The organism is Aquibium oceanicum (assembly GCF_001889605.1).
Classification (GTDB): domain Bacteria; phylum Pseudomonadota; class Alphaproteobacteria; order Rhizobiales; family Rhizobiaceae; genus Aquibium; species Aquibium oceanicum.
Genome location: NZ_CP018171.1, coordinates 2,011,224 through 2,035,142 on the forward strand (window position 1 = coordinate 2,011,224; position 23,919 = coordinate 2,035,142).

Genomic DNA, 23,919 nt, shown 5'->3' on the forward strand with positions numbered 1-23,919 from the left:
AGGTCATGCCACCAGTATCTTGCGTCCCGCGGTCAGGCCGTTCACCTTCTCCACGATCGATGCGGCATCGATGCCGTAGTGTCGGTAGAGATCGCCGATCGTGCCGGTCTGGCCGAAATGCTCCACCCCGAGCGGGATCGTGCGATGCCCATGCACGGAGCCGAGCCACGCGAGGGTGGCCGGATGCCCATCGATAACCGTGATCAGCCTGCAGTGACGCGGCAGACCGGACAACAGCCTCTCGATATGACTTTCGGCGGCGGGGTTGCCTCTCGACCGGGCCCTTTGGGCGGCCGTCCAGCCGGCGTTGAGGCGGTCGGCCGAGGTGACGCCCAGGACCGCGACGTCCCGCCTGCCCTGCCCGATCATTCCCGCCGCCCGGATGGCCTCCGGAGCCACCGCGCCCTGGTAGGCGATCACCACCTCGCAATTGGGTCCCGGTTCCCGCATCCAGTAGGCGCCATCGATCGTTCCCTGACGGAAGGCCTCGTCGTCCCGGCGCGCGGCTTGCTCTATGGGATTGGTGGTGAGACGCAGGTAGACCGATCCACCGATCTCGTCGCGCAGCCAGGTCCGCTCGTCCGGGTCCCCTTCGCCATTTCGCTGGAGATAGTCGAAAGCCCATTCCATGATCACGGCGAGTTCGTCCGCGAAGGCCGGCTCGAAAGCGGCAAGGCCGTCCTGGCTCATTCCGATCAGTGGCGAGCCGATGGACTGGTGGGCGCCGCCTTCGGGTGCGAGCGTGATGCCAGAGGGCGTGCCCACGATTACAAACCGCGCATCCTGGTAGCAGGCATAGTTCAAGGCATCGAGCCCGCGGGCCACGAACGGGTCGTACACCGTGCCGATCGGGATCAGCCGCTTGCCGAAAAGCGAGTGCGACAAGCCTGCCGCCGCGAGAAGCAGGAACAGGTTCATCTCGGCGATCCCCAGCTCGACGTGCTGGCCCTCCGGGGAAAAGTCCCACTTCGCGGTCGAAGGAATGTTCTCGGTCCGGAACTTGTCCTCGACCGCGGTCCGGGCAAACAACTTGCGGCGGTTCACCCACTGACCGAGACTGGTGGTGCCGGTGACGTCAGGTGATGTCGTCAGGATACGCTCCGCCAGCGGGGTATCGCTCTTGGCGAGATCGCCCAGGACCTTGCCGAACGCGGCCTGGGTCGACGTTTCGCGCTCGGCCTTGAGCTGGATGGTCGGGACGGCCAACCTGTCGTCGCTCAATCGCCGGGCGCCGCCGGCGAAGAAGGGTACGGTCCGCAAGTAGTCCCTGAACCCGGCCACGTCCTCCACCGTGGCGAATGGCTCCCATTCCTGACCTTCCGGCACGCGCATGTGTTCCTGCCACTGGGCCATCTGTGCGCTCGTCATCAGCCCGCCATGGTTGTCCTTGTGGCCGGCAATCGGCGTGCCCCAGCCCTTGATCGTGTAGGCGAGGAAGCAGGTCGGCCTGTCGCCCTTCACCCCCGCGAAGGCTTCCGCCATCGACTGGACGCAGTTGCCTCCGAGGTTTTCCATCAAGGCCGCAAGCTCGCCATCGCTCCGACGGTCAATCAGTGCGCTGACGTCGCCCTGGTCGCCAAGGTCGTTCATCAGCCTCTGACGCCAGACGGATCCCCCCTGGAATGTGAGCGCGGCGTAATCCTGGTTGGGGCATTCGTCGATCCAGTTGCGCAGCGCTTCCCCGCCCGCTTCCTGGAACGCCGCCCTCTGCAACGAGCCGTACTTCACGCGGACGATGTCCCAACCGAAGGCCTCGAAGATCTTCTCGATGCGTTGCCACAGCCCTTCCCGGACGATCCCGTCGAGCGACTGGCGATTGTAGTCGATGATCCACCAGCAATTGCGCAGGTCGTTCTTCCAGGATTCCTGAAGGCATTCGTAGACGTTGCCCTCATCGAGTTCGGCGTCGCCGGCGAGCGCGATCATGCGACCGGCGGGGCGATCCGGGCCCCACTGCTTCGCCATGATGAAATCCTGCACGATCGAGGCGAAGGACGTGATGGCAATGCCGAGCCCGACCGAGCCGGTGGAGAAATCGACATCGTCGGTGTCCTTGGTCCGGCTCGGGTAGGACTGGGCGCCGCCAAGGCCCCTGAAGGCCTTCAGCTTCTCGAGCGACTGGTTGCCCATGAGATACTGCATGGCGTGGAAAAGCGGCGACGCGTGCGGCTTGACCGCGACGCGGTCTTCGGGACGCAGCGCGGAAAAATACAGTGCGGTCATGATCGATACCATCGAGGCCGATGAGGCCTGGTGTCCCCCGATCTTGATGCCGTCCACCTTCGGTCTCACGTGGTTGGCGTGATGGATCATCCAGTGGGAAAGCCAGAGCAGCCGCTGCTCGACGGTCTTCAGGTGTTTAACGGACATTTCGCCTCCCCGGAACATCGTGCCAAGCATAGCAAGACCGCGAGAGCGATATCTCGCTTCGTACGCCCGTCTACGCTATGAAAATAGCGGATTCGGCCAATGATGACGGAACGATAGGGGAAAATGACCAACATCGATATGATCGATAGGCGGATCGTCCAGGAACTGAGCCGAAACGGGAGGATGACAACGGCTCAGTTGAGCGGAGCTGCCGGACTGAGCCCGACACCCACCGCCAGGCGGGTCAGGCGGCTCGAGGATGAAGGCGTCATCGGGGGGTACGCCGCGCTCATCGACGAAGCCGCGCTCGGTTTCGGGGTTTCCGTGTTCGTTTCGGTGAAGCTGGACAAACAGGTGGATGATGCGCTGGACGCGTTCGAGACGGCGATCGGACAATTCCGGGAGGTCGTCGATTGCTGGCTGATGACCGGCAATCGCGACTACCTGATGAGAGTTGCCACCAAGGACCTGCACGAGTTCGAGAGGTTCCTCGTAGGCCGACTGACGAAGGTACGCGGCGTGGCCTCGATCGAGTCATCGATACCGCTGCGGCGCGTAAAGTCGGGGCTCGCCCGCACGGAATGAACTTTGGCAAGGGGAGTACATGCGCGGTGCTCAGGAAAACAATGCCTCGTCCATGCGCAGCCGGGCAATCTCCTCCGACAAACGCGTTGTCATCGAAAGCAGATCATCACGATAGAGTTCAATCGCATTGTCGAACTTCAGGGCGCTGCTGAGCCATATGATTGTGATGCACGCCACGACAGAACCATTCTGGAAAATCGGCGCCGAAATGCTCATCGTATCGACTCGAAAACCCTGCTTTCGGAAACCGACGCCGAGCTCCCTGCACTGGGCCAAGACCGCATCGAGCGGGCCATCACGGGTCATCAGCGGCATCTTTGCACCGTAGAGGACTTCCAGCCCGGCGATCATGTTCCGGCACTCTATATCCGACGAAAACGCTAGGTAGGCGCGTCCACTCGCCGTGTCGATGAGGGGCAATCGCGTCCCGACCATGCCCCGGTCCAGCGCGTACGGGCTCAGATAGTAGGTCGATTCACGGATCTCCATCCGGTCGTTTTGCAGGACCATGAGATCTACGGGCCAAAGTATCCGCTTCCCGAACCGCACCATTTCGGGGATCACGATCTGACAGACCCAGTCAGCTTCGCGAAATCCGGAACTCAGCGACTTGGCGTGAAGAGCGACACGCCACTTGTTCGACAGCCGATCCTGAACGATGAAATTGAGCTGCTCCATGGTTTCGAGCAGGCGGTAGACCGTCGGACGCGGAATGCCGGTCGACGCAGCGATTTCGGCGGCCTTCGCCCCATCTCGCGTGTTGATGGCTTGAAGAATCCGAAAGGCGCGTTCGACCGCGCGCACTTGCCCTGAGTCTGAAATCTCACCCTCCCTTGTCCACAGAATGGACATTCGTCGACATATAGCCCGATGGTTCGTCGAGCAAGCAGATTTGGTCTGCATCCGCCCGATGCGAGATCGGTTGCCACGGAACCAGTCTCACCGACCGCGTTCGCACTGCGGACAGGAGGCATTGTCCGATTGGCTGGAGATTTCTTGTGCCGCTTAGTCTGTGGCCAGGCTCTTTAATGGCCATTGACGGATTGAGCGGGAGAGAAACGTGGAGCGCAAGAAGGTGGACGTTGCGGTGATCGGGGCCGGCCCCGTCGGACTTACTGCCGCACATCTGCTCAGGAAACTGGGAATCTCAAGTATAGTTTTCGAGCGCAATCCCTCGACGTCGTTTCACCCACGCGGGCATGTCGTGAATGCGCGCACGATGGAGATCTTCCGGCAGATCGGCGTCGAGGCCGGGATTGGCGATGTCTCGCTTCCTATCCGCCAGCATGCCGGGATCGGGTTCATGACCAGCCTCGCCGGCGAAGAAATCGGGGTCATCTGGACGCGCCAAGGCGGGAAACCGACGCCGCAGGAACTGAGCTCGAGCCCATCCTTGAAGAGATCGTGTCCACAGGACGAAGTCGAACCCGTCCTGCGCGAGGCGCTGGAGCGGGATTCCCCGGCCGATACTCTGCGCTTCGGACATGAGATCACGCAGATCAGTCAGCAGGACGACGCGGTGCGACTTCGCTGGACCGCGACGGACAACCGCGAAGGCGAGGTGAAGGCCAGGTTCGTAATCGCAGCCGACGGGGCGCGCAGCTTCGTCAGGGAAGCCCTAGGCATCGGAATGTCCGGAGGCTCGATGGGTCAGCAGATTGGCGTCTACTTCAAGGCCGACCTCTCGCACTGGCTGCGAGAGCGGCCATACCTGCTCTGGTGGATCTACAATGCTAGGACGACCGGCGTGTTCATATCCCTCGATGGGCGCACGCGGTGGACATACAATTTCGCCTATGGACAGGAGGAATCACGTTCGGACTTCACCCCTGAGCGGTGCCAGGACATCATCCGCGCGGCCGTGGGCGCGGATGACGTCGAGATCGATATCCAGAGCATCATGCCGTGGCGGATGCAGGCCCGTGTGGCCGATCGGTTCGAGGTCGGCAATGTCTTCCTGGCGGGCGACGCCTGCCACCCGTTGCCGCCGACGGGCGGCCAGGGAATGAACACGGGAGTGGCGGACGTTCACAACCTGGTCTGGAAGATCGCCCAAGTCTTGTCCGGATCCGCGCCGCGTGAACTTCTCTCCACCTACGAGCCCGAACGGCGGCCGGTCGGCACCTTCAATGTCGAGCAGAGCAAGCGCAACGCCGAGAAGATGGCTCGTTCGGGGCTCGCGGGGATGCTCGCCAACGACGAGAACGTCTCGAGCAAGATCGAAGGTCCCGAAGGCGGGGCCGTTCGGGAGCGACTTGCCCTGGAGATACCCAAGCAGCGCGAGCACTTCGACTATCCCGGTCAGAATCTGGGCGTGGCTTACGAAAGCGCGATCATCGTCGGCGACGGGACGCCGCCTGTACCCCTGACCATCGAGACATACACGCCGTCCGCCCGTCCGGGCAGCCGCGCGCCGCATGTCTGGCTGATGCAAGGCGACCGGACAATGTCCTCACTCGATCTCTTCGACTATTCCGGTTTCACCTTGCTCGCCGGCCAGGATGGAAGGCCTTGGACGGATGCGTTCGCAGCCGTCAGCACGCGAATGGGGCTTCGCGGGGCGGCCTACCAGATCGGCGCGCCGGGACATCCCACGCCGCAGGACGTGGACTGGCTCGAGCTATATGGACTGTCGGCGAGCGGCGCCGTACTGGTTCGCCCGGATGGCCATGTCGCCTGGAGGTCTCGGGCGGCCGTGTCAGACCCGGTCGCCGCACTCGAAGAAGCCTTGCGCGTGGCGCTCGGTTTCACGATCCAGCCCGCCACGGCGGCTCCTGGCGCGTCCGGAGGAACCGACTGACGTCGAACGCGGGCAGCGTCGCGCGACGGCCGCGACCATCTGCCCGCCACTGTTCGGCCAAGACTCCCGCGAGCTTTGACACGCCCCAGGTCGAACCGGATCAGGCGAAGACGATGCCCTCGTCGTGAAAGACCTTCCGTGAAGAGGGCCGATCACGCAGGCGCGCGTAATAGTCGGCCACGTTACGCGGCAGATCGAGTTTCTGCCGGTCTAAAGCCCAGAAGAGCACATAAAACAGACTGCTGTCGGCCATGGACAATCGATCGCCCAGGATGAAACGGTTGTCCCCGAAGCTTTCGGAGACGACGCCGAAGGCCTTCGTCACGATCTCCCGGCCCATGTCCTGAACCCAGGCGTGGTCGGCTTCGCTCGGAGCGAACTTCGCGGGCCGGAAAAGCCGCGAGAACCCCTGCATGTGGATCGTCGCCACGGCGTAATCCATGATCTCTATTGCGCGCACCCCGTTCTCCAGACCGGACGGGGCTAGGCCTTTTTCCGGGAACGAGTACGCAAGCCAGTGGGCGATGGCCGCGAACTCGGTCAGGACGCTTCCGTCGTCCCGCGCGAGTGCGGGCACCTTGGACTTCGGATTCAAGCCAACGTAGTCCGGCTTGAACTGTTCCCCATCCTTGATGGCGATCCGGACAGCTTCATAGGGAACCGCGAGCTCTTCGAGCAGGAAGTGTATTCCGATCGAGCAGGCTCCGGGCGAGTAGTAAAACTTCATCATTGACCTCCAGTCATTGCTCCACGCGCAGCATGATTTTTCCGACATGTGCCCCGGCTTCCATCATCCGGTGCGCTTCGCCCGCCTCGCCAAGGTCGAAGACGGCGGCGATGGCCGGACGAACCCTCGTTCCGAGGAGCGGTAGAACATCTTTCGTAAGGCCGGCGGCGACGATCGCCTTTCGCTCGATGGATAGGGGTCGCAGAAGCGAGCCCGTCAGCTTGATCCGCTTGGTCATGATGGTCCGCAGCGGCACCTGGAGACCCGCGCCGCCACCGCCCGAGAGATGCGCGATCCACCCGTCCGGCGCCATCATCTCCAGATCCTGCTCGATATGCGTGCCGGCCGACATGTCGAGGAGGGCGGAGATGCCCCGGCCACCCGTCGCCGTCATGACGCGTTCGGCGAGATCGTCCGCCGAATAGGAAAACGCCGCCAGCGCACCGAAACCCTCTGCAGCTTCAACTTTCCTCTCGGAACCGGCAGTGGCAATCACCTTGTAGCCGAGCGCCGACATCGCCTGAAGCGCCAGATGCCCCACGCCACTGGTTCCTCCGTGGATCAGGGCGAACTGGTCCTTCTCGAGTGTCATCAGGCCGAAGAAATTCCACCACGTCGTGAAAAGCGCCTCGGGGATCGCCGCCGCCTCCACATCCGAAAACGCCTCTGGCGCCGGCAGGGTCAAGGCGCTATGCGCCGCCACATACTGGCCATAGCCTCCGCCTTGAACCAGCGCCATCACGCGCTCGCCAATGGCAGGCCGCGCGACCCCCTCGCCGAGTGCGACCACCGTTCCGCATACCTCGAGGCCCGGAATGGCCAGACCGTCGCTGTGCCGGCCCGCAGCGCGCTGATGCACGTCGTGCCTGTTGACGCCGGCGGCCCCCACGCGGATGACCACCTGCCCTTCGGCGGGCATCGGCACCGCCATGTCTGCAGGCTTCAGGACCTCCGGCCCGCCGGCTTCTTCGATGATGATCGCGGTCTGTCTAGCGGGAAGCTGCATTGCCCTCTTTCCAACGGGAGAACGGCTCAGGGACGACAGTTCAGCCTCGATAGCGCAGCGGCTGATCGTTGAGGTGACGGAGACGTGACGCGCTGGATCAGTTCTCGTCGATGACGTCGTTGGCCAGGATTCCGATGCAGGAGATCTCCACCTCAATACGGTCACCCGCTTTCATGAAGACCTTAGGATTCCGGAAGGCGCCGACGCCGCTTGGTGTACCGGTGGCGATGACGTCGCCCGGAAGAAGCTCGGTGACGATGGAGAGATAGGCGATCAGTTCCGGTATCGAGAAGGCGAGGTCGGACAGCTTCGTCTGCTGCATCACCTCGCCGTTCAGGCGCGTTTCCAGCGACAGCGCGGTCGGGTCCGGAATGTCGTCGGTCGTCACCAGCCAGGGTCCTGTCGCGCCTGACCGATCGAAGTTCTTGCCAGCCCAGAACTGGGTCGTATGCCGCTGATAGTCGCGTATCGATCCGTCGTTCAGGCACGTGTAGCCGGCGACATGGTTCATTGCCTCTTCCTTCGGAATCCACCGGCCGGACTTTCCGATCACGACCGCCAGCTCGCCTTCGAAATCGAAGTGGTCCGAGACCTTCGGCCGCACAATCGGCTGCCCGTGGCCCACCAGCGTCGAGGGATAGCGCGTGAAGACAGACGGATATTCTGGTTTGTCGCGCCCCGTCTCCTGGATATGCGACATGTAGTTGAGGCCGATGCAGATGATCTTGTCCGGATTTGTAACGGGCGGCAGGAGCCTGACCTCCCCCTGGCCCATCTCGCCGCCGTCTGCTGTCTCGAGGCGTTTCGTTGCACCAGCGGACAGGAGGGCACGCAGATCGGCAAATTCGGCGCGCAATTGCGATCCGGAGTCGACGATCCGGTCTTCCCGAACCAGTCCGTATGATCTGGTGCCGTCCGGCAGCAAGTATGAGGCTATGCGCACGAGTGGTACTCCGTTTGGCGTCTTGGATGTCGGGGGAGGCGCGACTATTCGCGATGAACGACGCTTTCGAGCCAGGCGCAGTTTGGCACCGGATCCGCGGCACGGAAGCCGTCCCGAGCGGTCTTGAACCGCATTTCCCGCATCCTGCGCCGCACCTCGGATTCCTCCGGCAGATGCACGCGCTCATGCCCCCAGGTCGAAGGCCCTTCATGTGTCTCGAAAGGCTGCCAGGTCTTCGGATCGATTACCTGGGCGCCCCATCCGTATTCGACGAAAAAGTCCGATGGCGTTCGCGAGTAGAAGCTCAGCATGTGATCGTTGGAGTGACGGCCGAGCGTGTAGGCGATCCGCTCCTGTTCCTGCTGCGCGATGTCGTATCCTTGTCCGACATCGTCCAGCGACTGCAGTTCAACCATGAAGTGGTGGATGCCCTTCCTTCCCGATCCCACCATCGCGAAGCTGTGATGACGTCCGTTGATGTGGAAGAAGTAGAGCGGATAAGGCGTCAGGCCGTAGTCGGTCACCTGAAATCCGAGCAGATCGCGGTAGAATGCCAGGAGCCGGTCGACCTTCTCCACATGCAGGACGGCATGGCCCATGCCAAGCGCCCCTGTCTTGAAGCCTGAAATCGGCCGACCGGGCACGAATGGATCGCTCGCGACCTCCGGACCGCAGAAGACTTCGAGGCGGTTTCCGTCGGGATCCTCGAACGATATCAGCCGCGCGACATGGCGCTGATCCGCGAGGCCCGCGCCATGCTGCGTCACCTCGATCCCTGCATTTTCGAGCCGTCCGGCCAGCGCATCGAGTTCATCGGGAGAGGCAACCTCCCAACCCATGAAGGCCAACCCCTCGCTTCCCTCGCCCGTGACGACCAGGCGCTGCTTGCGGTCGTCCATGCGGAACAGGCGGGACGATCCGCCGCCATCGACTTTCTGCATGCCGAGCAGGCTGGTGGCGAATCCTTCCCAGTCGGAGGTCTTCTTCGAATTGATCCCGATGTAACCCAGTGAGGTCAGCATGTGGCATTTCCCTGCGATCGACGATCGGACCCGGCTTCGGGACACGGTCGGAATCCGGCAGGCGCTGAATCCAAGCCGATACCGATCATCGTCCCGCCATTGTGGGTCCGAACCAGCGCATGACTATCGCTGTCGGCCGCCGATTTCGCCGGCGGAGAGAGCGCCGTCCATCAGGTGGACGCCTCAGCCCCTTGGCATCGGGGATTTGATGGCACCAATCCGTCCGCCAGAGAAACAGCGACCGTCATCGTGTCCGCTAGTTGGACAACATTGCAATAAGTGTCATCGACAACGGCGGGTGTCTGCCAAATCATACAATTCGATCGTATCGGGAGGAGATGCTGGTTGAATTCGATTGATCGCGGGCTGCGCAATGCGACGCACTGGCTGGCCCTGATCGGCTTCGCCGGTCTCTTCCTGTTGGCGCTCATGACCACCGTGGATGTCCTAATGCGTTGGTTGTTCTCCGCGCCGCTGCATGGCGTGAACGATGTGAGCGCCGTCGTTATGGGCGTCGTGATCGCGTGCTGTATCCCCGCGAACCTCGCGGAGCGAAAGAACATCTCGGTCGAGATACTCGGCGCTATGGCTGGCGCACGCACATCCCTTGCTCTCAGCGCCTTCTCGAGTGTCGTGGTTCTGGTCTTCATCTCGCTGATGGCCTGGCAGTTCGTCCCCTTCACCCAGGGCGTCTACCGCAGCGGACGTGAGACCTGGGTGCTTGCCTGGCCCATCTGGCCGTGGTGGTCGGCGGCGACGCTGCTGCTGATCTTTGCGGCAATCGTCCAGGCGGCCAACCTGATCCGCGACCTCATGGCGCTCTTCGTCGGTCGCGGTACCGGGCCAAGACGGTCCGCTGCACCGGACGAGTTCGACGACCGCTGACGAGAGCAGGACCCATGGACGCTTCAACCATCGCATTAATCGGTTTCGTGGGTATGTTCGTGCTGATCATCCTGCACGTGCCCATCGGCGTCGCGATGGCAGTCGTCGGGGTCGGTGGCTTCGCAGCGATCGCAGGCCTGAGACCTGCGCTCACTCTGTTGGCGACCGAGCCCGCTTCGACGATGTCGAGCCTCGATCTGGCTGTTATCCCGCTCTTCATGCTGATGGGCGGGCTCGCCACCGCAGGAGGTCTGGCGCGCGACATCTTCTCTTCCGCCCAGGCGCTGGTTGGTCACCGGCCGGGAGGGCTGGCGGCTACGACAATCGTGGCAAGCGCGGGTTTCGGGGCGGTGTGCGGATCAGGCGTGGCGACGACTGCGACCTTCGGACGGGTCGCTCTGCCGGAAATGCTGGAGCGTGGCTATTCAAAGGGAAGCGCGGCTGGATCGGTGGCCGCCGGGGGTACGCTCGGTATCATCGTTCCACCGTCCAGCATCATGGTACTCTATGCAGTGCTGGCCGAGCAGTCGGTACTGAAACTGTTCTCGGCGGCGATCGTACCGGCAATCTTGTCTGTTGTTCTTTATCTCACGGCAATCTCGGTTGTGGCGCGGCGAAATCCTTCCGCCATGCCTCGCACGAAACGCCTCCCTGTTCGCGAGAGGGTGAAGGCGCTCGGCAAGGCCTGGGGAGCCGTCACACTCGCAGTCGTCGTCCTCGGCGGCATCTATTCAGGCGTCTTCACGGTCAACGAGGCCGCAGCGGTCGGCGTGGTCTTCGCGTTCTTCTTCGCCTTGTTCAGGGGACGGCTCAACCGCGGTACTTTCCTCCACGTCCTGTCGGAAGCCAGCGTAGCGACGGTCATGATCTACGTGATGGTATTCGGCGCGATGATTTTCTCATATTTCGTGAGCGTGACCGGCATCACGGGCGACATCATCGGAGGCATCGAGCACCTGAACCTCCCACCGACGGCGGTCGTGTTTCTTCTCGTTGTCATATACGTCGTCCTGGGTGCCATATTCGATGAGGTTGCCGCGATTGTCGTGACGCTTCCCTTCGTCCTCCCTGTCATCCTCGCGATGGGATACGACGCAGTGTGGTGGGGTATCCTGAACGTCTCGCTTGTTGGGATCGGCATGCTTACGCCGCCGATCGGCATCAACGTCATGCTGCTCAACTCCATGCGCGCCGATATCTCGCTTTCGGAGATCTACAGCGGTGTCACTCCCTACATCCTGGCAGACTGCGCCAGGATCGTGATTCTGGTCCTGTTCCCCGCGGTTACGCTCTGGCTCCCAAGCGTCATGTAGATTGCCTACGCTCGCAACGGATCCGAACTTGCAGACTGGAGAGCCGAAACCGATACTCCAATGGACCGGTTGCCCCCATCCATCGGAGTTGGGATTAAAGATTTGGGTAAGTTGAGGTGACCGGTTCGGCTCTCAGGCCCAAGGCCAGGGCCAGGGCCAGGGCCTGCGGACTTCTCCACTGAACTGTCCGAGCAAGCTGGAAAAGACTGAGTGGGGTCTAAATCGGCATCCAGTTGAGCGTTCGCCCGAATCTGACTGCCAGGAAAAAATCCTGGAACTGTAAGTGGGAAGTGTTTCCCCGGGATCTTCTCCCACGGCGTATTCGCGCTCCCTGTGCTGAACGGCAGCTTACCGCTGAGCGATCGCCGAAACCCGACAGTCAGCAGATGATGCGGTGGACGGCTCTCCTCCCTCCGTGCGGTATGATGGCGGGATTAGAGCTGGAGGAGCACCATGATGAGCAACATCACGACAATCGGTCTGGATATCGCGAAGTCCGTATTTCAAGTCCACGCAGTGGATTCCGCCGGCGAGATTGTCGTTCGCCGAAAGCTGACGCGAGGGCGTGTCCTCGCCTTCTTCGAGAGCCTGCCGCGATGCCTGGTCGGAATCGAGGCCTGCAGCTCTTCGCATTATTGGGCTCGCGAGCTGATCGCACGCGGCCATGATGTGCGGCTGCTGCCGGCACAGTACGTAAAGCTTTATCTGAAGCGACAGAAGAATGATGCCGCGGACGCTGAGGCGATCTGCGAGGCCGTGACCCGACCGACCATGCGCTTCGTGCCGGTGAAATCCCCCGAGCAGCAAAGCGTGATGATGCTGCATCGGGTGCGGCTGATGCTCAACCGCCAGCGCACTCAGATATCGAACGCGCTGCGGTCCCACCTGTCCGAGTTCGGGGTCGTGGCGCCGATCGGGCGGAATGGAATTGAACAATTGCTCGTGGTCATCAACGACGAGAACGACGCCAGGATACCCGCTGACGCACGGCTATGCCTGCGGATGCTGGAGGCACAGCTTCGGGTCGTGAAGCAACAGATCCTCGAAAACGATCGCCGGGTCCGGGCGAGTGCACGAGAGAGCGAGCTGGGTCGCAGGTTGATGGAAGTCCCGGGCGTCGGCCCGCTGTTGGCGAGTGCGTTCGTCGCGACCGTCGCCGATCCGCACGCCTTCAGGTCGGGGCGATGCCTATCCGCCTGGATCGGGCTCGTTCCGAAGCAAAACTCCAGCGGTGGCAAGGAGAGACTCGGCAGTATCTCCAAGGCAGGCAATCGCTACCTGCGACAGATGCTCGTCGTCGGAGCGATGGCGGTCATCCGCTTTGCCGAGCGGAACGGGACCAGGCGGCCGTGGCTCGTGCAGCTGATGGCTCGGCGAACGACCAAGGTTGCAGCCGTTGCGCTCGCCAACAAGACCGCTCGGATGGTCTGGGCATTGATGACTGGCGGTGAGCGCTACCGGGAGCCGACCGTCACATAGAACGAGACAAGGCGAGCGATCGCCGCCGAGGTTGGAAAGGGCGGACAGGAGATAATGCACAAAGCCGGTTTAAACCGCCGGATCAGGAAAACCCACTGGGGCCGCGCACTTCGAGTGCGAGCAAACGATCGGGACCTGAGACGCGCGAATGGCATTATGGCCAGCGGCACATGACAGGCCGCACCTACAGGTCGGATACATGGCCGCACCAACCAGCAGATGCAAAAGGCTCAAAGAATCCCTTGCCAACGGAGAGCCGTCCATACACGGCCCCGCAACGGTCGCATGAAATGCTTTCCCACTATGCCTGCGCGCGCTTCCCGGGAAGGGAAGGAGTGCGCCCCCATTCCCGCCGTTGAGGCAAACTTTGTATAGACCGTGAAGCGGAGGTTCGCGCTCGTTTCGACCGCACGGAATGTATGCAGGCGACACCCCACCTTATGCAGCCATCTCAATTCCGACGAGGAAACCGCAGCCGCAGCTACAACGCCATGATGACCGACTTGGTCTCGGTATACAGGTTCAGGCCCTCATGGCCTTTCTCGCGTCCCCAGCCGGATTGCTTGAAACCACCCGTCGGAATTGCCGCGTCGGTGGAGCCGTGCGTGTTGACGCCAATGCGACCGGCCCTGATGCGCCGCACCATCTTGTGGGCAATGCTGACATCGCGCGTCCACACGCTTCCTGCGAGACCGAATGCACTGTCATTGGCCTGCTTCGCGATCCGGTCAAGGTCATCGTCGTCGAAGCTCATGGCGCACAGGACCGGGCCGAAGATTTCTTCCCGGACGACGGCCATGTCGGGCGTCGTCCCGGTCAGGATCGTCGGCGCGATGAAATTGCCCTCGTTGCCGATGCGTGTCCCGCCGGCGGCAACGCTGGCACCCGCCGCCTGTCCCTGCCGGATGTAATCCATGACACGGTCGTGCTGTACGGGGGAGATGACCGGCCCCATCTGGACGCCTTCGCTGAAACCATGGCCGACGCGTATCGATCCGGCCCGCTCCGCGATGCCCTCCACCACACGGTCGAACACCCGCTTGTGGGCAAACAGCCGCGATCCGGCCGTGCACACCTGTCCGCTGTTGGCGAATATTCCCTGCGCAACGCCGGGGACGGCGACCGAGAGATCGGCGTCCGGGAAGACGATGGCGGGCGACTTGCCGCCAAGTTCGAGCGAAACCTTCTTCAGGTTGCCTGCGGCGGCCTTGACGATGATGCGACCGATCTCGCTGGAGCCGGTGAAGGCCACCTTGTCGATCCCCTCATGGGCGGCAATCGCAGCACCTGCCGTCGGCCCGAAGCCCGTCACGATATTGACCACGCCGGCGGGAATCCCCGCTTCCTCGATCAGCCGACCGAAGCGCAGGGCGGTCACCGGCGTCTGCTCAGCCGGCTTGAGCACGATCGTGCAACCCGCGGCCAGTGCGGGAGCCACCTTCCAGGCCAGCATCACCAGCGGCGCATTCCAGGGAATGATCTGCCCGACGACGCCTATCGGTTCGCGCACGGTGAAGCAGTGATAGTTTCCCGGCGTCGAGATGGAGAGGGTCTCTCCCGAAATCTTCGTCGCCCAGCCGGCCATGTAGCGGAACATGTCGGCGCTCATGGCCACGTCGGAGTTGCGGGCGATCGACAGCGGCTTGCCGTTGTTCAGAACCTCCAGTTCGGCGAACTCGTCGGCGTTCTGCTCGATCAGATCGGCCAGCTTCCAGATGGCGCGGCCGCGATCGCTCGGCGACATGCGGCTCCAGGGGCCTTCCTCGAAGGCCCTGCGGGCGGCCTTCACGGCAAGGTCCACATCGGCCGCGTCGCCCTCGGCGACCCGCGCAATGACGCGTCCGGTGCCGGGGTCGTAGGTGTCGAACACCTTGCCCGACCGCGCCGGCACCCATTTGCCGTCGATCAGCATGTCGAGATCGTTCCGCAGGAACGACCGAGCCTCGGGCCCAAGGCGGTCATGATGCAGAGGCATGGTCATGGTACTCTCCAATGGTTGGGCCGACCGGCTTTCCCGTCTGCCCGTTCGGCGGTCGCCGGCGATCGCCGCGCGGGCCCGGTCATTCGGACACGAAATGGTCCACGCCGACCTCCCGCATCGTCCGCGCCGGCGGAACGTAGTCGAGGGGCCGGAGCGGCGATGGCAGATCGATTGTCGGCCCGCCGATCCGCCGGTGACGGTCCGCCGCAGGTTCGGGATCGGGAACCGCCGACATGAGCTTCTGCGTGTAGGGGTGTTTCGGTCGGGCCAGGACGTCTTTCGTCGGTCCCACCTCGACGATCTCGCCCAGATACATCACCGCCACCCGGTGGCTGACACGCTCGACGATCGCAATGTCATGGCTGATGAAGAGGTAGGAAAGCTTCAGTTCGTCCTGCAGGTCGAGCAGGAGGTCGACGACCTGGGACTTGACCGACACGTCCAGCGACGACACCGCCTCGTCGGCGATGATGACCTTCGGATCGAGCATCAGGGCCCGCGCGATGCATATGCGCTGCCTCTGGCCGCCCGAGAACTCGTGCGGGAGGCGCGATATCATCGACGCCTGCAGGCCGACGCGGTCGAGCAGGTACCGCGCCTTGTCGCGCGCCTGCGCAGCGCTGGCGAGCCCGTGGCAAAGCAGCGGCTCCGCCAGGGCCGAGCCGATGTCCTGGCGCGGATCGAGAGAGCTGAAAGGATCCTGGAAGATCATCTGCACATTTCGCCGCAGATCCGACAGGTCCTTGCGGTTGCCCGGCTCGATCGTCTTGCCCTCCAGGATGACTTCCCCTGAATCCGCTGGATTGAGATGGAGAATGCTGCGGCCGGTGGTCGATTTTCCGCAACCGGATTCACCGACCAGCGCCAGCGTCTCCGCGGACTGGAGATCGAAGCTCAACCCCTCGACCGCATGGACGCGGCCGACCTTGCGCCGCAAGGCGCCGCCGCGCACATCGAAGCGCGTCACGAGGTTGCGCACGCTCAGGACGGGCCGGGGCAGATCGACGTCGGTTGCCGGCCTCGGCCGCATCGCCCCCTCGCCCAGCCGCGGCACGGAATCGATGAGCATGCGCGTGTAGTCCTCGCGGGGATTCTTGAACACGTCATGCACCGATCCGGTCTCGACGGTGCGGCCCTGCCGCATGACCATCACCCGGTCTGCCATGTTGGCCACCACGCCCATGTCGTGGGTGATGAACAGGATCGAGGTTCCGGTCTCGCGCTGGACCTCGTTGAGGAGGTCGAGGATCTGGGCCTGGATGGTCACGTCGAGCGCGGTGGTGGGCTCGTCGGCGATGAGAAGCCTGGGGGAACAGGAAAGCGCGATCGCGATCATGATGCGCTGGCGCATGCCCCCGGAGAACATGTGCGGATAGTCCTCGAAGCGTCGCCGCGCGTCGGGGATACGCACCCGGTCGAACAGGCGGATACCCTCCTCGGTGGCCTCCCGGTCACTGAGGTCGCGGTGCTGCCGCAGCATCTCCTTGATCTGTGTGCTGACCCGCAGAACCGGGTTCAGGCTCATCATGGGCTCCTGGAAGATCATGCTGGCGACCTTGCCGCGCATGCGGCGCAAGGCCTGCGGCGGGGCGCCAACCACTTCGCGGCCCTCGAGCCTGATGGATCCCCTGATGCGGGTGGCATTGGCCGGGAGCAGTCCCATCACGGCCATGGAAGTCACGCTCTTTCCGGAGCCGGATTCCCCGACGACCGCGAGCGTCTCGCTCGGTCCGATGCGGAAGTCGACGTCGTGGACCACCTCGTGATCGCCGAAGGCGACGCTGAGGTTGCTGACTTCCAGGATCGGGGCGGATTCATCCTGGTTCATGGTTGCGGGCTCGCGGTGACAGTGAAGCCCGCCTGGGAACGCGACCGCTCCGAAGTCGGAGCCCAGGTCAGCATCTCCAGGCCGTAGATCGCGTCCAGGGTGGCCTGCGAAACTGCGATGCCGCGACGCTGGGCCTGTCGAACCAGCTGGGCAGGCCTCACCGCGCCTTCCGGAACGGAGGCGAGTTCCATTTCCCTGCCCACCATCAGTCGGACGTCGCCCGCGGCGTCATGGCGGGATTGTGCCGCGGAATGCGAACCCGGCCCGCCACCGAGAAGGCCGGCGAGGTCACCCGCATCGTCTCCGGCGACGAGGACACTGCCCTCTTGGTCCCGATAGCCGAAATGCCAAGTGCCCCCCGCCACGATGGCAAGGCAGCCCAGCCCATAGGCTTGAGCCCCGGCGACGATGGCCGGCAGCAGCGCTGTTTCGGTCCCACCCACGATCTTGCAGGTGAGCGGCACCGACGCGTCGGCCTGGCCCGCGAGATAGTCCACCGCAACTGGTCCAGTCTCGAGCAACGAAACGCCCGAGGACTCGATCAGGAGCCCTTCGCACGAGCGCTGGATGGTCGGCCCCCGCTCCGGCCGTGGGCTGGCTGCCGCGATCACGTCGAGCACGGCCGGGTCGATCGCTGCTGCAGTAGCCGCGAGATGGGCACCCCTATCGGCGGTGCCGAACTTGTAGCCCAGCGCCCGCAGGGACCAGGGCAGGACGCGCGTCAGCTCGGAATAGGCAACGGATAGGATACGGTCCATCAGAGCGCCTCGCTCATCGCACGCTGGCCAGAAGGCTGGATCGATCTCTCGGGACTGGAAAATTCGGACGGCACGGGATGGTCCTGGAAGAAGGTACCGCGCACGTAGCGAATGCTGAGAGGCGTTGCCCCGCGGATGCCCAGGGATGCAAGGAAGAAGCGGATGAGATCGGCCGGGATGAAATCGCGGTGCGCGATCGGGTCGCGGATCTCGGCGTAGGGCAGCCGGTCGAGATACTGCGCACGCGACATCGCGTAGTGAATGTCAGGGTGCTCGAGGACGACATCTCCCGCGCGATCATCGTCCGCGTGGCTGACCAGCACGGAGGCCAGTCTCTGGATCAGTCCGACGTGATCGATGAACGATTCGAACCTCTCGTGCGGGTCGATGATGCGTTCGCCCCTCCGCTGTTCGCCGCTGTCGATGGAGTGGTACCAGAAGTGCTGGTGCGTCTCCGCGAGCGAACGGTCTGCGGTCAATGCCCAGCCGTAGTTGCGCCTCAGGATGTCGCGGAGTTCGGCGACGGTCATGGCGGGTTCGAAACGGCGTTGCCGCTCGGCGCCGAGCCTGAAGCAGGGCTCGATCGCGTCGCAGAACTCCGGCACGAGATCGAGAAGGAGACTGTTGAGCTGCTCGGCACTTTCGCCGTCCATCGTGGCCGCGACGTGATCGGCCAGTTCGCCCCATACGGAGAAGCCGGCATCCTGCGAAACGAGCGATGAGATCCGCTCCAGATCGCCGATGATCGCCTCATTGGACGCCACACCGTCCATGACCTGCGGGTCTGTTCGCCTGTAGATGCGGATGGTCCGGTCGATCGAATCCTGCAGGATGGCGACGCCTCGCGGTTCGATCGGCCTGCTCTTGCCGTAGCCGAGCGCGGTCTCGCGCACGCTGACCCAGGTTGCGACCCAGTGCGGCCAGCGCTGCAAGGCGACGCACATTCCCTGCCCGGACGAGTTGCCGATGCCGAGCTGCCGCGCCAGCGCGCCGTCGAGTTGGGCGGCACTGGGATTGCGCGTCCGCGCCACGGCATTGACCAGATCGACCGAGACGAGACGGACCAGATAGATCGCGAACAGGTCGGCGAAGAAGGGGTGGTGCAGCGGATGGTCGTCCGGGATCCCGGGATAGGAGACCGTCCCGTTCCTGCCGCTGCTTTGGAAGCCCCCGTTCCGCATGATGTAGCCCAGCGCGTCGCCTTCGGGCTGCTCGCCGCGCGCCAGCGCATCGACCACCGAATCGAAATGGCGGCTGCTGCGGTTGGCCGGCGTCCATCCGATGACATCCGCATCGGTCCGCATCTGGCCCTCGGACTTTTTGTCGAAGGTGGCGAATTCGCGTGCGATGCGCTCGTCGCTGGCGACGCCGACGAACAGCGCACCGAACATGTCGCGGTTGGCGCCGTCGGAACGGCGTCCTACCTTCTCGACCCCGTCCCACGCGTAGGCCCGTGCGATGTAGGTGAAGGAGTGCCGTCCGGCGTCGATGCGGTAGACGAACTTGGCGGCGCCGTCGTCCTGGCATTCCTGGGACAGCAGGCGGATCTGCCAGCGCTCCCGGACGACCTTGCGCAGCAGCATGTCGGCGAAGCTCAGCCGCGAGGCCTTGAAGCGGCGCAGCGTCTCCACGCGCATGAGCTGGTCGGCAGGTCTCATCCATGCCCTGGCGCGCGCCATGCCGTCTTCGCCCGCGAATTCGCGGAGCTTCAGCTCCAGGAATTCGGGAAGATCGGGACCTCTGCGAGATATACCCATTACCGGTACTCCATTAGCGGTCTTTGGAGGAGGCAGCGGCGTTCATGCTCGAGCCGATGAGATAGAAGGTGAAGACGGTGAGCGCGACGGCCGCGCCCGGCCCAAGGCTGAGCATGGGCCGCAGCGACAGGAAGCTGGTGCCGTCGCGGACCATGCTGCCCCAGTCCGGCGACGGAGGAGGCACGCCGAGGCCGAGGAAGCTCAGGCTCGCCGAGGTGAAGATGGCGAAGGCCACGTTGATGGCCAGCTGCGACCAGACCACACGCATGGTGTTGGGGACGATGTGCTTGCGCACGATCCAGAACGAGCCGGCTCCCGTGGCGCGCGCCGCCTCCACGAAGAGCATCTCCCGCACGACGAAGACCTGGCCGCGGATCAGTCTCGCAACCGTCGGGGCGGTGACGATGCCGAGCGTGATGGAAAGGTTCACGACCGATGGTCCGAGCATTGCGGTGATGATCAGCGCGAGGACCAGACCGGGCAGCGCGATGAAGATGTCGATGACCTGGACGAGAAGGTAGTCCACCCAGCCCCGGAAGAAGCCCGCGATCAGCCCGAGAGGCCCCCCGATCAGGACCGCGATCACGGCCGCCGCGGCGCCGACCTGCAACGAGATGCGCGTGCCGTATATGACGCGAGACAGCACGTCGCGGCCAAGCTGGTCGGTGCCGAGCAGGTTCTCGGCCGAGGGAGCCCCGAGCACGTTGACGCTCGTCGCAGTGGGGCTGAGGGGAGCGATCAGCGGCGCGAAGATGGCGACGCAGGTGATGACGAGCAGGAGGCCCAGTCCGAGGAGCATACGTGGCGAAAGTTGTCGCATCTTCACCCCTATGCCGATGTCCGCACGAGCGGGTTGACGAGGCTGTAGGTGATGTCGGCAAGGAGGTTGAGGATCATCACGCCGACGATGATGACCATCCCGACCGCGAGCATGACCGGGAAATCGCGAGCCGAAATCGCCGAGACGAGCAGCCTTCCCATGCCGGGCATGGAAAACACCGTTTCCGTGACGACGGCCCCGCCCACGAGCTGTCCCAGGGAGAGGCCGGCATAGGTGATCAACGGCAGGATGCTGTTCGGCAGGATGTGCCGGTAGGAGATGCGCGTTTCCGACAGCCCTTTCGACCGCGCTGCGCGGATGAAGAGGTTGTTTCGGACGGCCTCGTATTCCGCCTTGTACACGAGCGTGAATGAACTGAAGTAGAATGCGGTCAGCGTCATGACCGGCAGGATCATGTACGTCAGATGCCGCAACGCGCCGTCGCTCCACGGCGACCAGCCGGTCGTCGGGAGCCAGCGAAGCTGGATGGCGAAGACGTAGATGAAGAGCAGGCCCAGCAGGAAGTTCGGAACCGTGATCCCGATGATGCTGACCGCCGCAGTGAACGTCTGGAAGAACGTCCTGAAGATGGTGAGGGAATTGATGAGCGCGGCACCGCAGAAACCGAGGAAGATCGCCCAGAGCGCGAGTTCCAGCGTCAGCGGAAGCGCATTGGCGATCATCTCCGCCACCGGCTGCTGGGTCGTGTAGGAACGTCCCAGATCGCCCGCCAGGGCGTTCGTCATCCACTCCCAGTATCGCGTCGGGAGCGGCTGGTCGAAGCCAAGCTTGGCGTTCAATTCCGCGATCGTCTCGGGAGACGCCTCCTCGCCCAGCATGATGGCCGCCGGCGTGCCGAGGAAGGACGTGACCGCGGCGAAAAGCAGGAACGTCAGCAGAATGACGTTGGGCACCATGATGGCGACGCGGGAAAGGATCAGGGCTACCATGTGGCTCTCGGAAGAGGACGCTGCGGCGGTCGGGCTGTTCGGGTCCCGGGAGTGGGCCGCGGCACGGAGCCGCGGCCCGCTGTCTCAATCCTGCGACTTCCACATGTAGCGGAAGCGCGGGATTTCGTCGGGCATCGGCGTGAAGCCGCCGACCGCCTTGCGCATCGCATAGAATTCCGCGCTGAAACCGATCGGCATGTAGGGCATGTCCTCCGAAATCTGGAGTTGGATCTTGTCGTAGAGCTCCTTGCGGGCAGCCTGGTCGGTGGAGACCCGGGCCTCCTCGATCCAGCTGTCGACCTGCTCGTTATTGTAACCCGACGAGTTGGCCCCGCCCTTGCTGGCGAAGAGATACTGGATGAGCCCGTCCGGATCGGCCCGCTGCGTCCACCGCATCGGCGTGAAGCGGATCTCGCCGGCAACCGTCTTGGCGTAGTATTCGCTCTGCGGCACCGGCGCGAGCTCGACCTTGAGCCCGGTGGCATCGAGGTCCTCCTTCGCCAGCTCCGAGATGCGGCGCAGGGTGTCGCCGCTCGGCGCCGCAAGCGTCAGCGTGGTGCCCTCCAGGCCAGCGTCCTTGACGATCTGGCGGGCCTTTTCGAGGTCGTATTCGTAGGTCGCCAGTTCGCTGGGCGTCCACCACAGGCCGTCCGGCGTGACGCCGTTGGAAACGGTACCCTTCGAATCCCACACAATCTGGTTGAGCCGCTCACGGTTGAGGCCGTACGCGACTGCCTTGCGCAGTTCCGGGTTGTTGTAGGGCTCGACGTCCCATCTCCACTGCAGCGAGTACCAGAGCCCGCTCTTCGACTTGACCATCTCGATGTCGGGGCTGGCGCTTGCCAGGCGCGCGTCGAGCGGGTCGAGCTGGCTGATGAAATCCAGCTCTCCGACGGACATGCGCTGGATGCCGACGACGTTGGTAGGAATGTCGTTGAATGTGACCGCGTCGAGATGAGGAAGCCCGTCCTGCCAGAATTCCGGGTTCTTCTGAAGGTCGATGCGCGATCCGCGCGTCCACTTGTCGAGCGTGAAGGGTCCGGTGCCGACGGGGTTCGAGCCGAGGTCCTCGCCAAACTCCTTCGCGGCGGCCGGGGAGACCATCAGCCCGGCGCGATCGGCGAGCAACGCCAGCAGCGGAGGATAGGGCATCTTCATCGTGATCGTGACGGTGTGCTCGTCAGTCGCCACGACGTCTTCGATCGCATCGAGCTGCTTCTTCTGCGAAGACGTGCCGTCCGGGTCGCGTCTGGTGTCGAGATTCCACTTCACCGCTTCGGCGTTGAACGGTGAGCCGTCGTGGAACTTGACGCCCTCTTGCAGTTTCAAAACCAGCTTCTTGCCGCCGTCCGAGAATTCCCAGCTTTTGGCGAGTCGGGGCTTCAGAGAGAAGTCCGGCTCGATTTCGACAAGCGTGTCGAAGATCAGAAACAGAATCTGGCGTTCTGTCCACTGCGTCGACTGAATCGGATCGAGGGTACGCACGTCGCTTATGAAGCCGATGTTGAGCGTCCCGCCTTCCACGGGCTTCGATTCCTGGGCGAGGACGCCCGTCGACATCGAAGCGGTGAGGATCAAGGCACTCACGGCGGACATTAACTGTCGTCTGTTCATGATGTTCTCCTGCTGGTTCGGTTCATCTTCGCCGGCAACTCGCCGTCTTGTTGGCCCGTTGGTCCTCATCCCCCGAGGGCCGGCAACGGGCGGCCGGCCTGGTCGACTCCCATCATCTTCATGTCGTTGACGCGGTCGCCGATGCGCTGATGTGGACGCCCGCCGCTCGATGCACCGAGCGCCACGACGATCTCGTCGGGACCGGGCGCGTCGGGGATGACGAATTCCATCGTCAGGAAGTGCGAGCGCGCCCCCCTCCGCTCCGAATCCTTGTGCGTCATCGGGATCGTGAGCGCCGTTCCGGGTCCCGCGCGCTTGTTGGTGAAGGAAAGGAAGGAATCGCCTTCGGCCGCGATGCGGAACACGTTGCCGAAGTGCAGTGTGTGGATCAGTCCGGCGGCGTGCTCGATCTCGCCCTGGGTGCCGGTGACCGCGCACTTGCCGAAGGCTTCGATGCCCGCCGGGCCGCTCATCAGGGCCACCAGACGCGGCACGATCGCATCCGCCAGGACCCTGGCATGCGCCAGGATTTGCGGCTGAAGATCATCGACGAAGGCCATTCCGGCCCAAGGATTCCGGATGACGGCGGCGGTTGCCGCCATGCGCAGCCTCGCGGGCGCCGGTCGCCCTCCTTCGACGAGCGTATCCTCCACGTAGTCGACGACCTTGCGGATCACCACCTCGTTCATGCCGCGGGCTTCTTTTCCGCGAGCTCGGCGAAGACCCGGTTGGCGATGCGATGGCACTCAACCCCCACCGGCACGCCGCAATAGATGGTGACATGGGTGATCAGCGCATCGAGCTCGTCGCGCGTCACGCCATTGCGGATGGCGCCCCTGAAATGAAGCTCCCATTCGTGCATCCGGTTGAGCGCCGCGATCATGACGATGTTGAGCATGCTGCGGGTCCTGGCATCGAGCCGGTCGTCGCCCCATCCCTTCCCCCAGCAATACTCCGTGATGAAGGACTGGAAGTCCTTCGAGAACTCGGTCGCCCTGCTTAGCGCACCCTCGACGTATTCGGCCCCGAGCGTCGCTTTCCGGCGCTCCAACCCTCGATCGTACAAAGTCTCGTTCATGGG

The 23,919-nt window shown here is 63.6% G+C and carries 20 protein-coding genes; 5 read left to right on the forward strand and 15 right to left on the reverse strand.

From position 1 onward, the window contains the following. Positions 1-3 precede the first annotated feature (3 nt). A complete protein-coding gene (locus BSQ44_RS09940; protein WP_083534979.1) occupies positions 4-2,370 on the reverse strand; it encodes a transketolase in 2,367 nt (788 codons plus the stop codon). Between the two features lie 123 nt (positions 2,371-2,493). On the opposite strand from BSQ44_RS09940, the gene BSQ44_RS09945 reads away from it, so the two are divergent. Further along, the gene (locus BSQ44_RS09945) at positions 2,494-2,955 is read left to right on the forward strand and encodes an Lrp/AsnC family transcriptional regulator (protein WP_072603540.1); all 462 of its coding nucleotides are present in this window, start codon (positions 2,494-2,496) and stop codon (positions 2,953-2,955) included. 30 nt (positions 2,956-2,985) lie between these two features. Here BSQ44_RS09945 and BSQ44_RS09950 read toward each other — a convergent pair whose 3' ends face one another. Next, complete coding sequence (locus tag BSQ44_RS09950) at positions 2,986-3,807, reverse strand: helix-turn-helix domain-containing protein (RefSeq protein WP_072603550.1); 822 nt, start codon at positions 3,805-3,807, stop codon at positions 2,986-2,988. A gap of 208 nt (positions 3,808-4,015) precedes the next feature. On the opposite strand from BSQ44_RS09950, the gene BSQ44_RS09955 reads away from it, so the two are divergent. Beyond that, positions 4,016-5,755 (forward strand): FAD-dependent monooxygenase, encoded by a 1,740-nt coding sequence (locus tag BSQ44_RS09955; protein ID WP_072603552.1) that lies wholly within the window; start codon positions 4,016-4,018, stop codon positions 5,753-5,755. Between the two features lie 100 nt (positions 5,756-5,855). Here BSQ44_RS09955 and BSQ44_RS09960 read toward each other — a convergent pair whose 3' ends face one another. The 4 genes from BSQ44_RS09960 to BSQ44_RS09975 form a co-directional block, all read right to left on the reverse strand. Then, entirely contained in the window at positions 5,856-6,530 is a 675-nt protein-coding gene (locus tag BSQ44_RS09960) for a glutathione S-transferase family protein (protein ID WP_083534662.1), read from the reverse strand. Further along, positions 6,496-7,488 carry an NAD(P)H-quinone oxidoreductase gene (locus BSQ44_RS09965; protein ID WP_072603554.1) on the reverse strand — a complete coding sequence of 331 codons (993 nt, stop codon included), beginning with the start codon at positions 7,486-7,488 and terminating at the stop codon, positions 6,496-6,498. Before BSQ44_RS09965 ends, BSQ44_RS09960 begins: the two co-directional genes overlap by 35 nt. Before the next feature lie 97 nt (positions 7,489-7,585). Continuing rightward, positions 7,586-8,431, reverse strand: a complete 846-nt coding sequence (locus BSQ44_RS09970; RefSeq protein ID WP_072603556.1) for a fumarylacetoacetate hydrolase family protein — start codon at positions 8,429-8,431, stop codon at positions 7,586-7,588. Positions 8,432-8,475: 44 nt separating this feature from the next. Then, a complete protein-coding gene (locus BSQ44_RS09975) occupies positions 8,476-9,453 on the reverse strand; it encodes a VOC family protein (protein ID WP_072603558.1) in 978 nt (325 codons plus the stop codon). A 345-nt stretch (positions 9,454-9,798) separates the two neighbouring features. On the opposite strand from BSQ44_RS09975, the gene BSQ44_RS09980 reads away from it, so the two are divergent. The 3 genes from BSQ44_RS09980 to BSQ44_RS09990 all read left to right on the forward strand — a co-directional run bounded on the left by BSQ44_RS09980 (position 9,799) and on the right by BSQ44_RS09990 (position 13,130). Further along, a complete protein-coding gene (locus tag BSQ44_RS09980; protein WP_072603560.1) occupies positions 9,799-10,338 on the forward strand; it encodes a TRAP transporter small permease in 540 nt (179 codons plus the stop codon). A 14-nt stretch (positions 10,339-10,352) separates the two neighbouring features. Further along, positions 10,353-11,651: a TRAP transporter large permease gene (locus BSQ44_RS09985; protein WP_072603562.1), complete on the forward strand. Its 1,299-nt coding sequence runs from the start codon at positions 10,353-10,355 to the stop codon at positions 11,649-11,651. Positions 11,652-12,107: 456 nt separating this feature from the next. After that, the gene (locus BSQ44_RS09990; protein ID WP_072607903.1) at positions 12,108-13,130 is read left to right on the forward strand and encodes an IS110 family RNA-guided transposase; all 1,023 of its coding nucleotides are present in this window, start codon (positions 12,108-12,110) and stop codon (positions 13,128-13,130) included. Between the two features lie 481 nt (positions 13,131-13,611). Here BSQ44_RS09990 and BSQ44_RS09995 read toward each other — a convergent pair whose 3' ends face one another. The 9 genes from BSQ44_RS09995 to BSQ44_RS10035 form a co-directional block, all read right to left on the reverse strand. After that, on the reverse strand, positions 13,612-15,111 hold the full coding sequence (locus BSQ44_RS09995) for an aldehyde dehydrogenase family protein (RefSeq protein ID WP_072603565.1): 1,500 nt from the start codon (positions 15,109-15,111) through the stop codon (positions 13,612-13,614). Between the two features lie 79 nt (positions 15,112-15,190). Further along, positions 15,191-16,939 carry an ABC transporter ATP-binding protein gene (locus BSQ44_RS10000; protein WP_072603567.1) on the reverse strand — a complete coding sequence of 583 codons (1,749 nt, stop codon included), beginning with the start codon at positions 16,937-16,939 and terminating at the stop codon, positions 15,191-15,193. Continuing rightward, positions 16,936-17,697 carry a hypothetical protein gene (locus tag BSQ44_RS10005; RefSeq protein WP_072603570.1) on the reverse strand — a complete coding sequence of 254 codons (762 nt, stop codon included), beginning with the start codon at positions 17,695-17,697 and terminating at the stop codon, positions 16,936-16,938. Before BSQ44_RS10005 ends, BSQ44_RS10000 begins: the two co-directional genes overlap by 4 nt. Continuing rightward, positions 17,697-19,454 carry a hypothetical protein gene (locus BSQ44_RS10010; RefSeq protein WP_072603572.1) on the reverse strand — a complete coding sequence of 586 codons (1,758 nt, stop codon included), beginning with the start codon at positions 19,452-19,454 and terminating at the stop codon, positions 17,697-17,699. The genes BSQ44_RS10005 and BSQ44_RS10010 overlap by 1 nt, the downstream gene beginning before the upstream one ends. Positions 19,455-19,467: 13 nt before the next feature. Then, entirely contained in the window at positions 19,468-20,253 is a 786-nt protein-coding gene (locus BSQ44_RS10015) for an ABC transporter permease (RefSeq protein WP_157894568.1), read from the reverse strand. A 29-nt stretch (positions 20,254-20,282) separates the two neighbouring features. Further along, entirely contained in the window at positions 20,283-21,224 is a 942-nt protein-coding gene (locus tag BSQ44_RS10020) for an ABC transporter permease (RefSeq protein ID WP_072603574.1), read from the reverse strand. 84 nt (positions 21,225-21,308) lie between these two features. Continuing rightward, a complete protein-coding gene (locus BSQ44_RS10025; RefSeq protein WP_157894569.1) occupies positions 21,309-22,838 on the reverse strand; it encodes an ABC transporter substrate-binding protein in 1,530 nt (509 codons plus the stop codon). A gap of 65 nt (positions 22,839-22,903) precedes the next feature. Further along, entirely contained in the window at positions 22,904-23,527 is a 624-nt protein-coding gene (locus BSQ44_RS10030) for an amino acid synthesis family protein (protein WP_072603579.1), read from the reverse strand. Next, positions 23,524-23,916, reverse strand: a complete 393-nt coding sequence (locus BSQ44_RS10035) for a carboxymuconolactone decarboxylase family protein (RefSeq protein WP_072603581.1) — start codon at positions 23,914-23,916, stop codon at positions 23,524-23,526. The genes BSQ44_RS10030 and BSQ44_RS10035 overlap by 4 nt, the downstream gene beginning before the upstream one ends. Between the last annotated feature and the right edge of the window lie 3 nt (positions 23,917-23,919).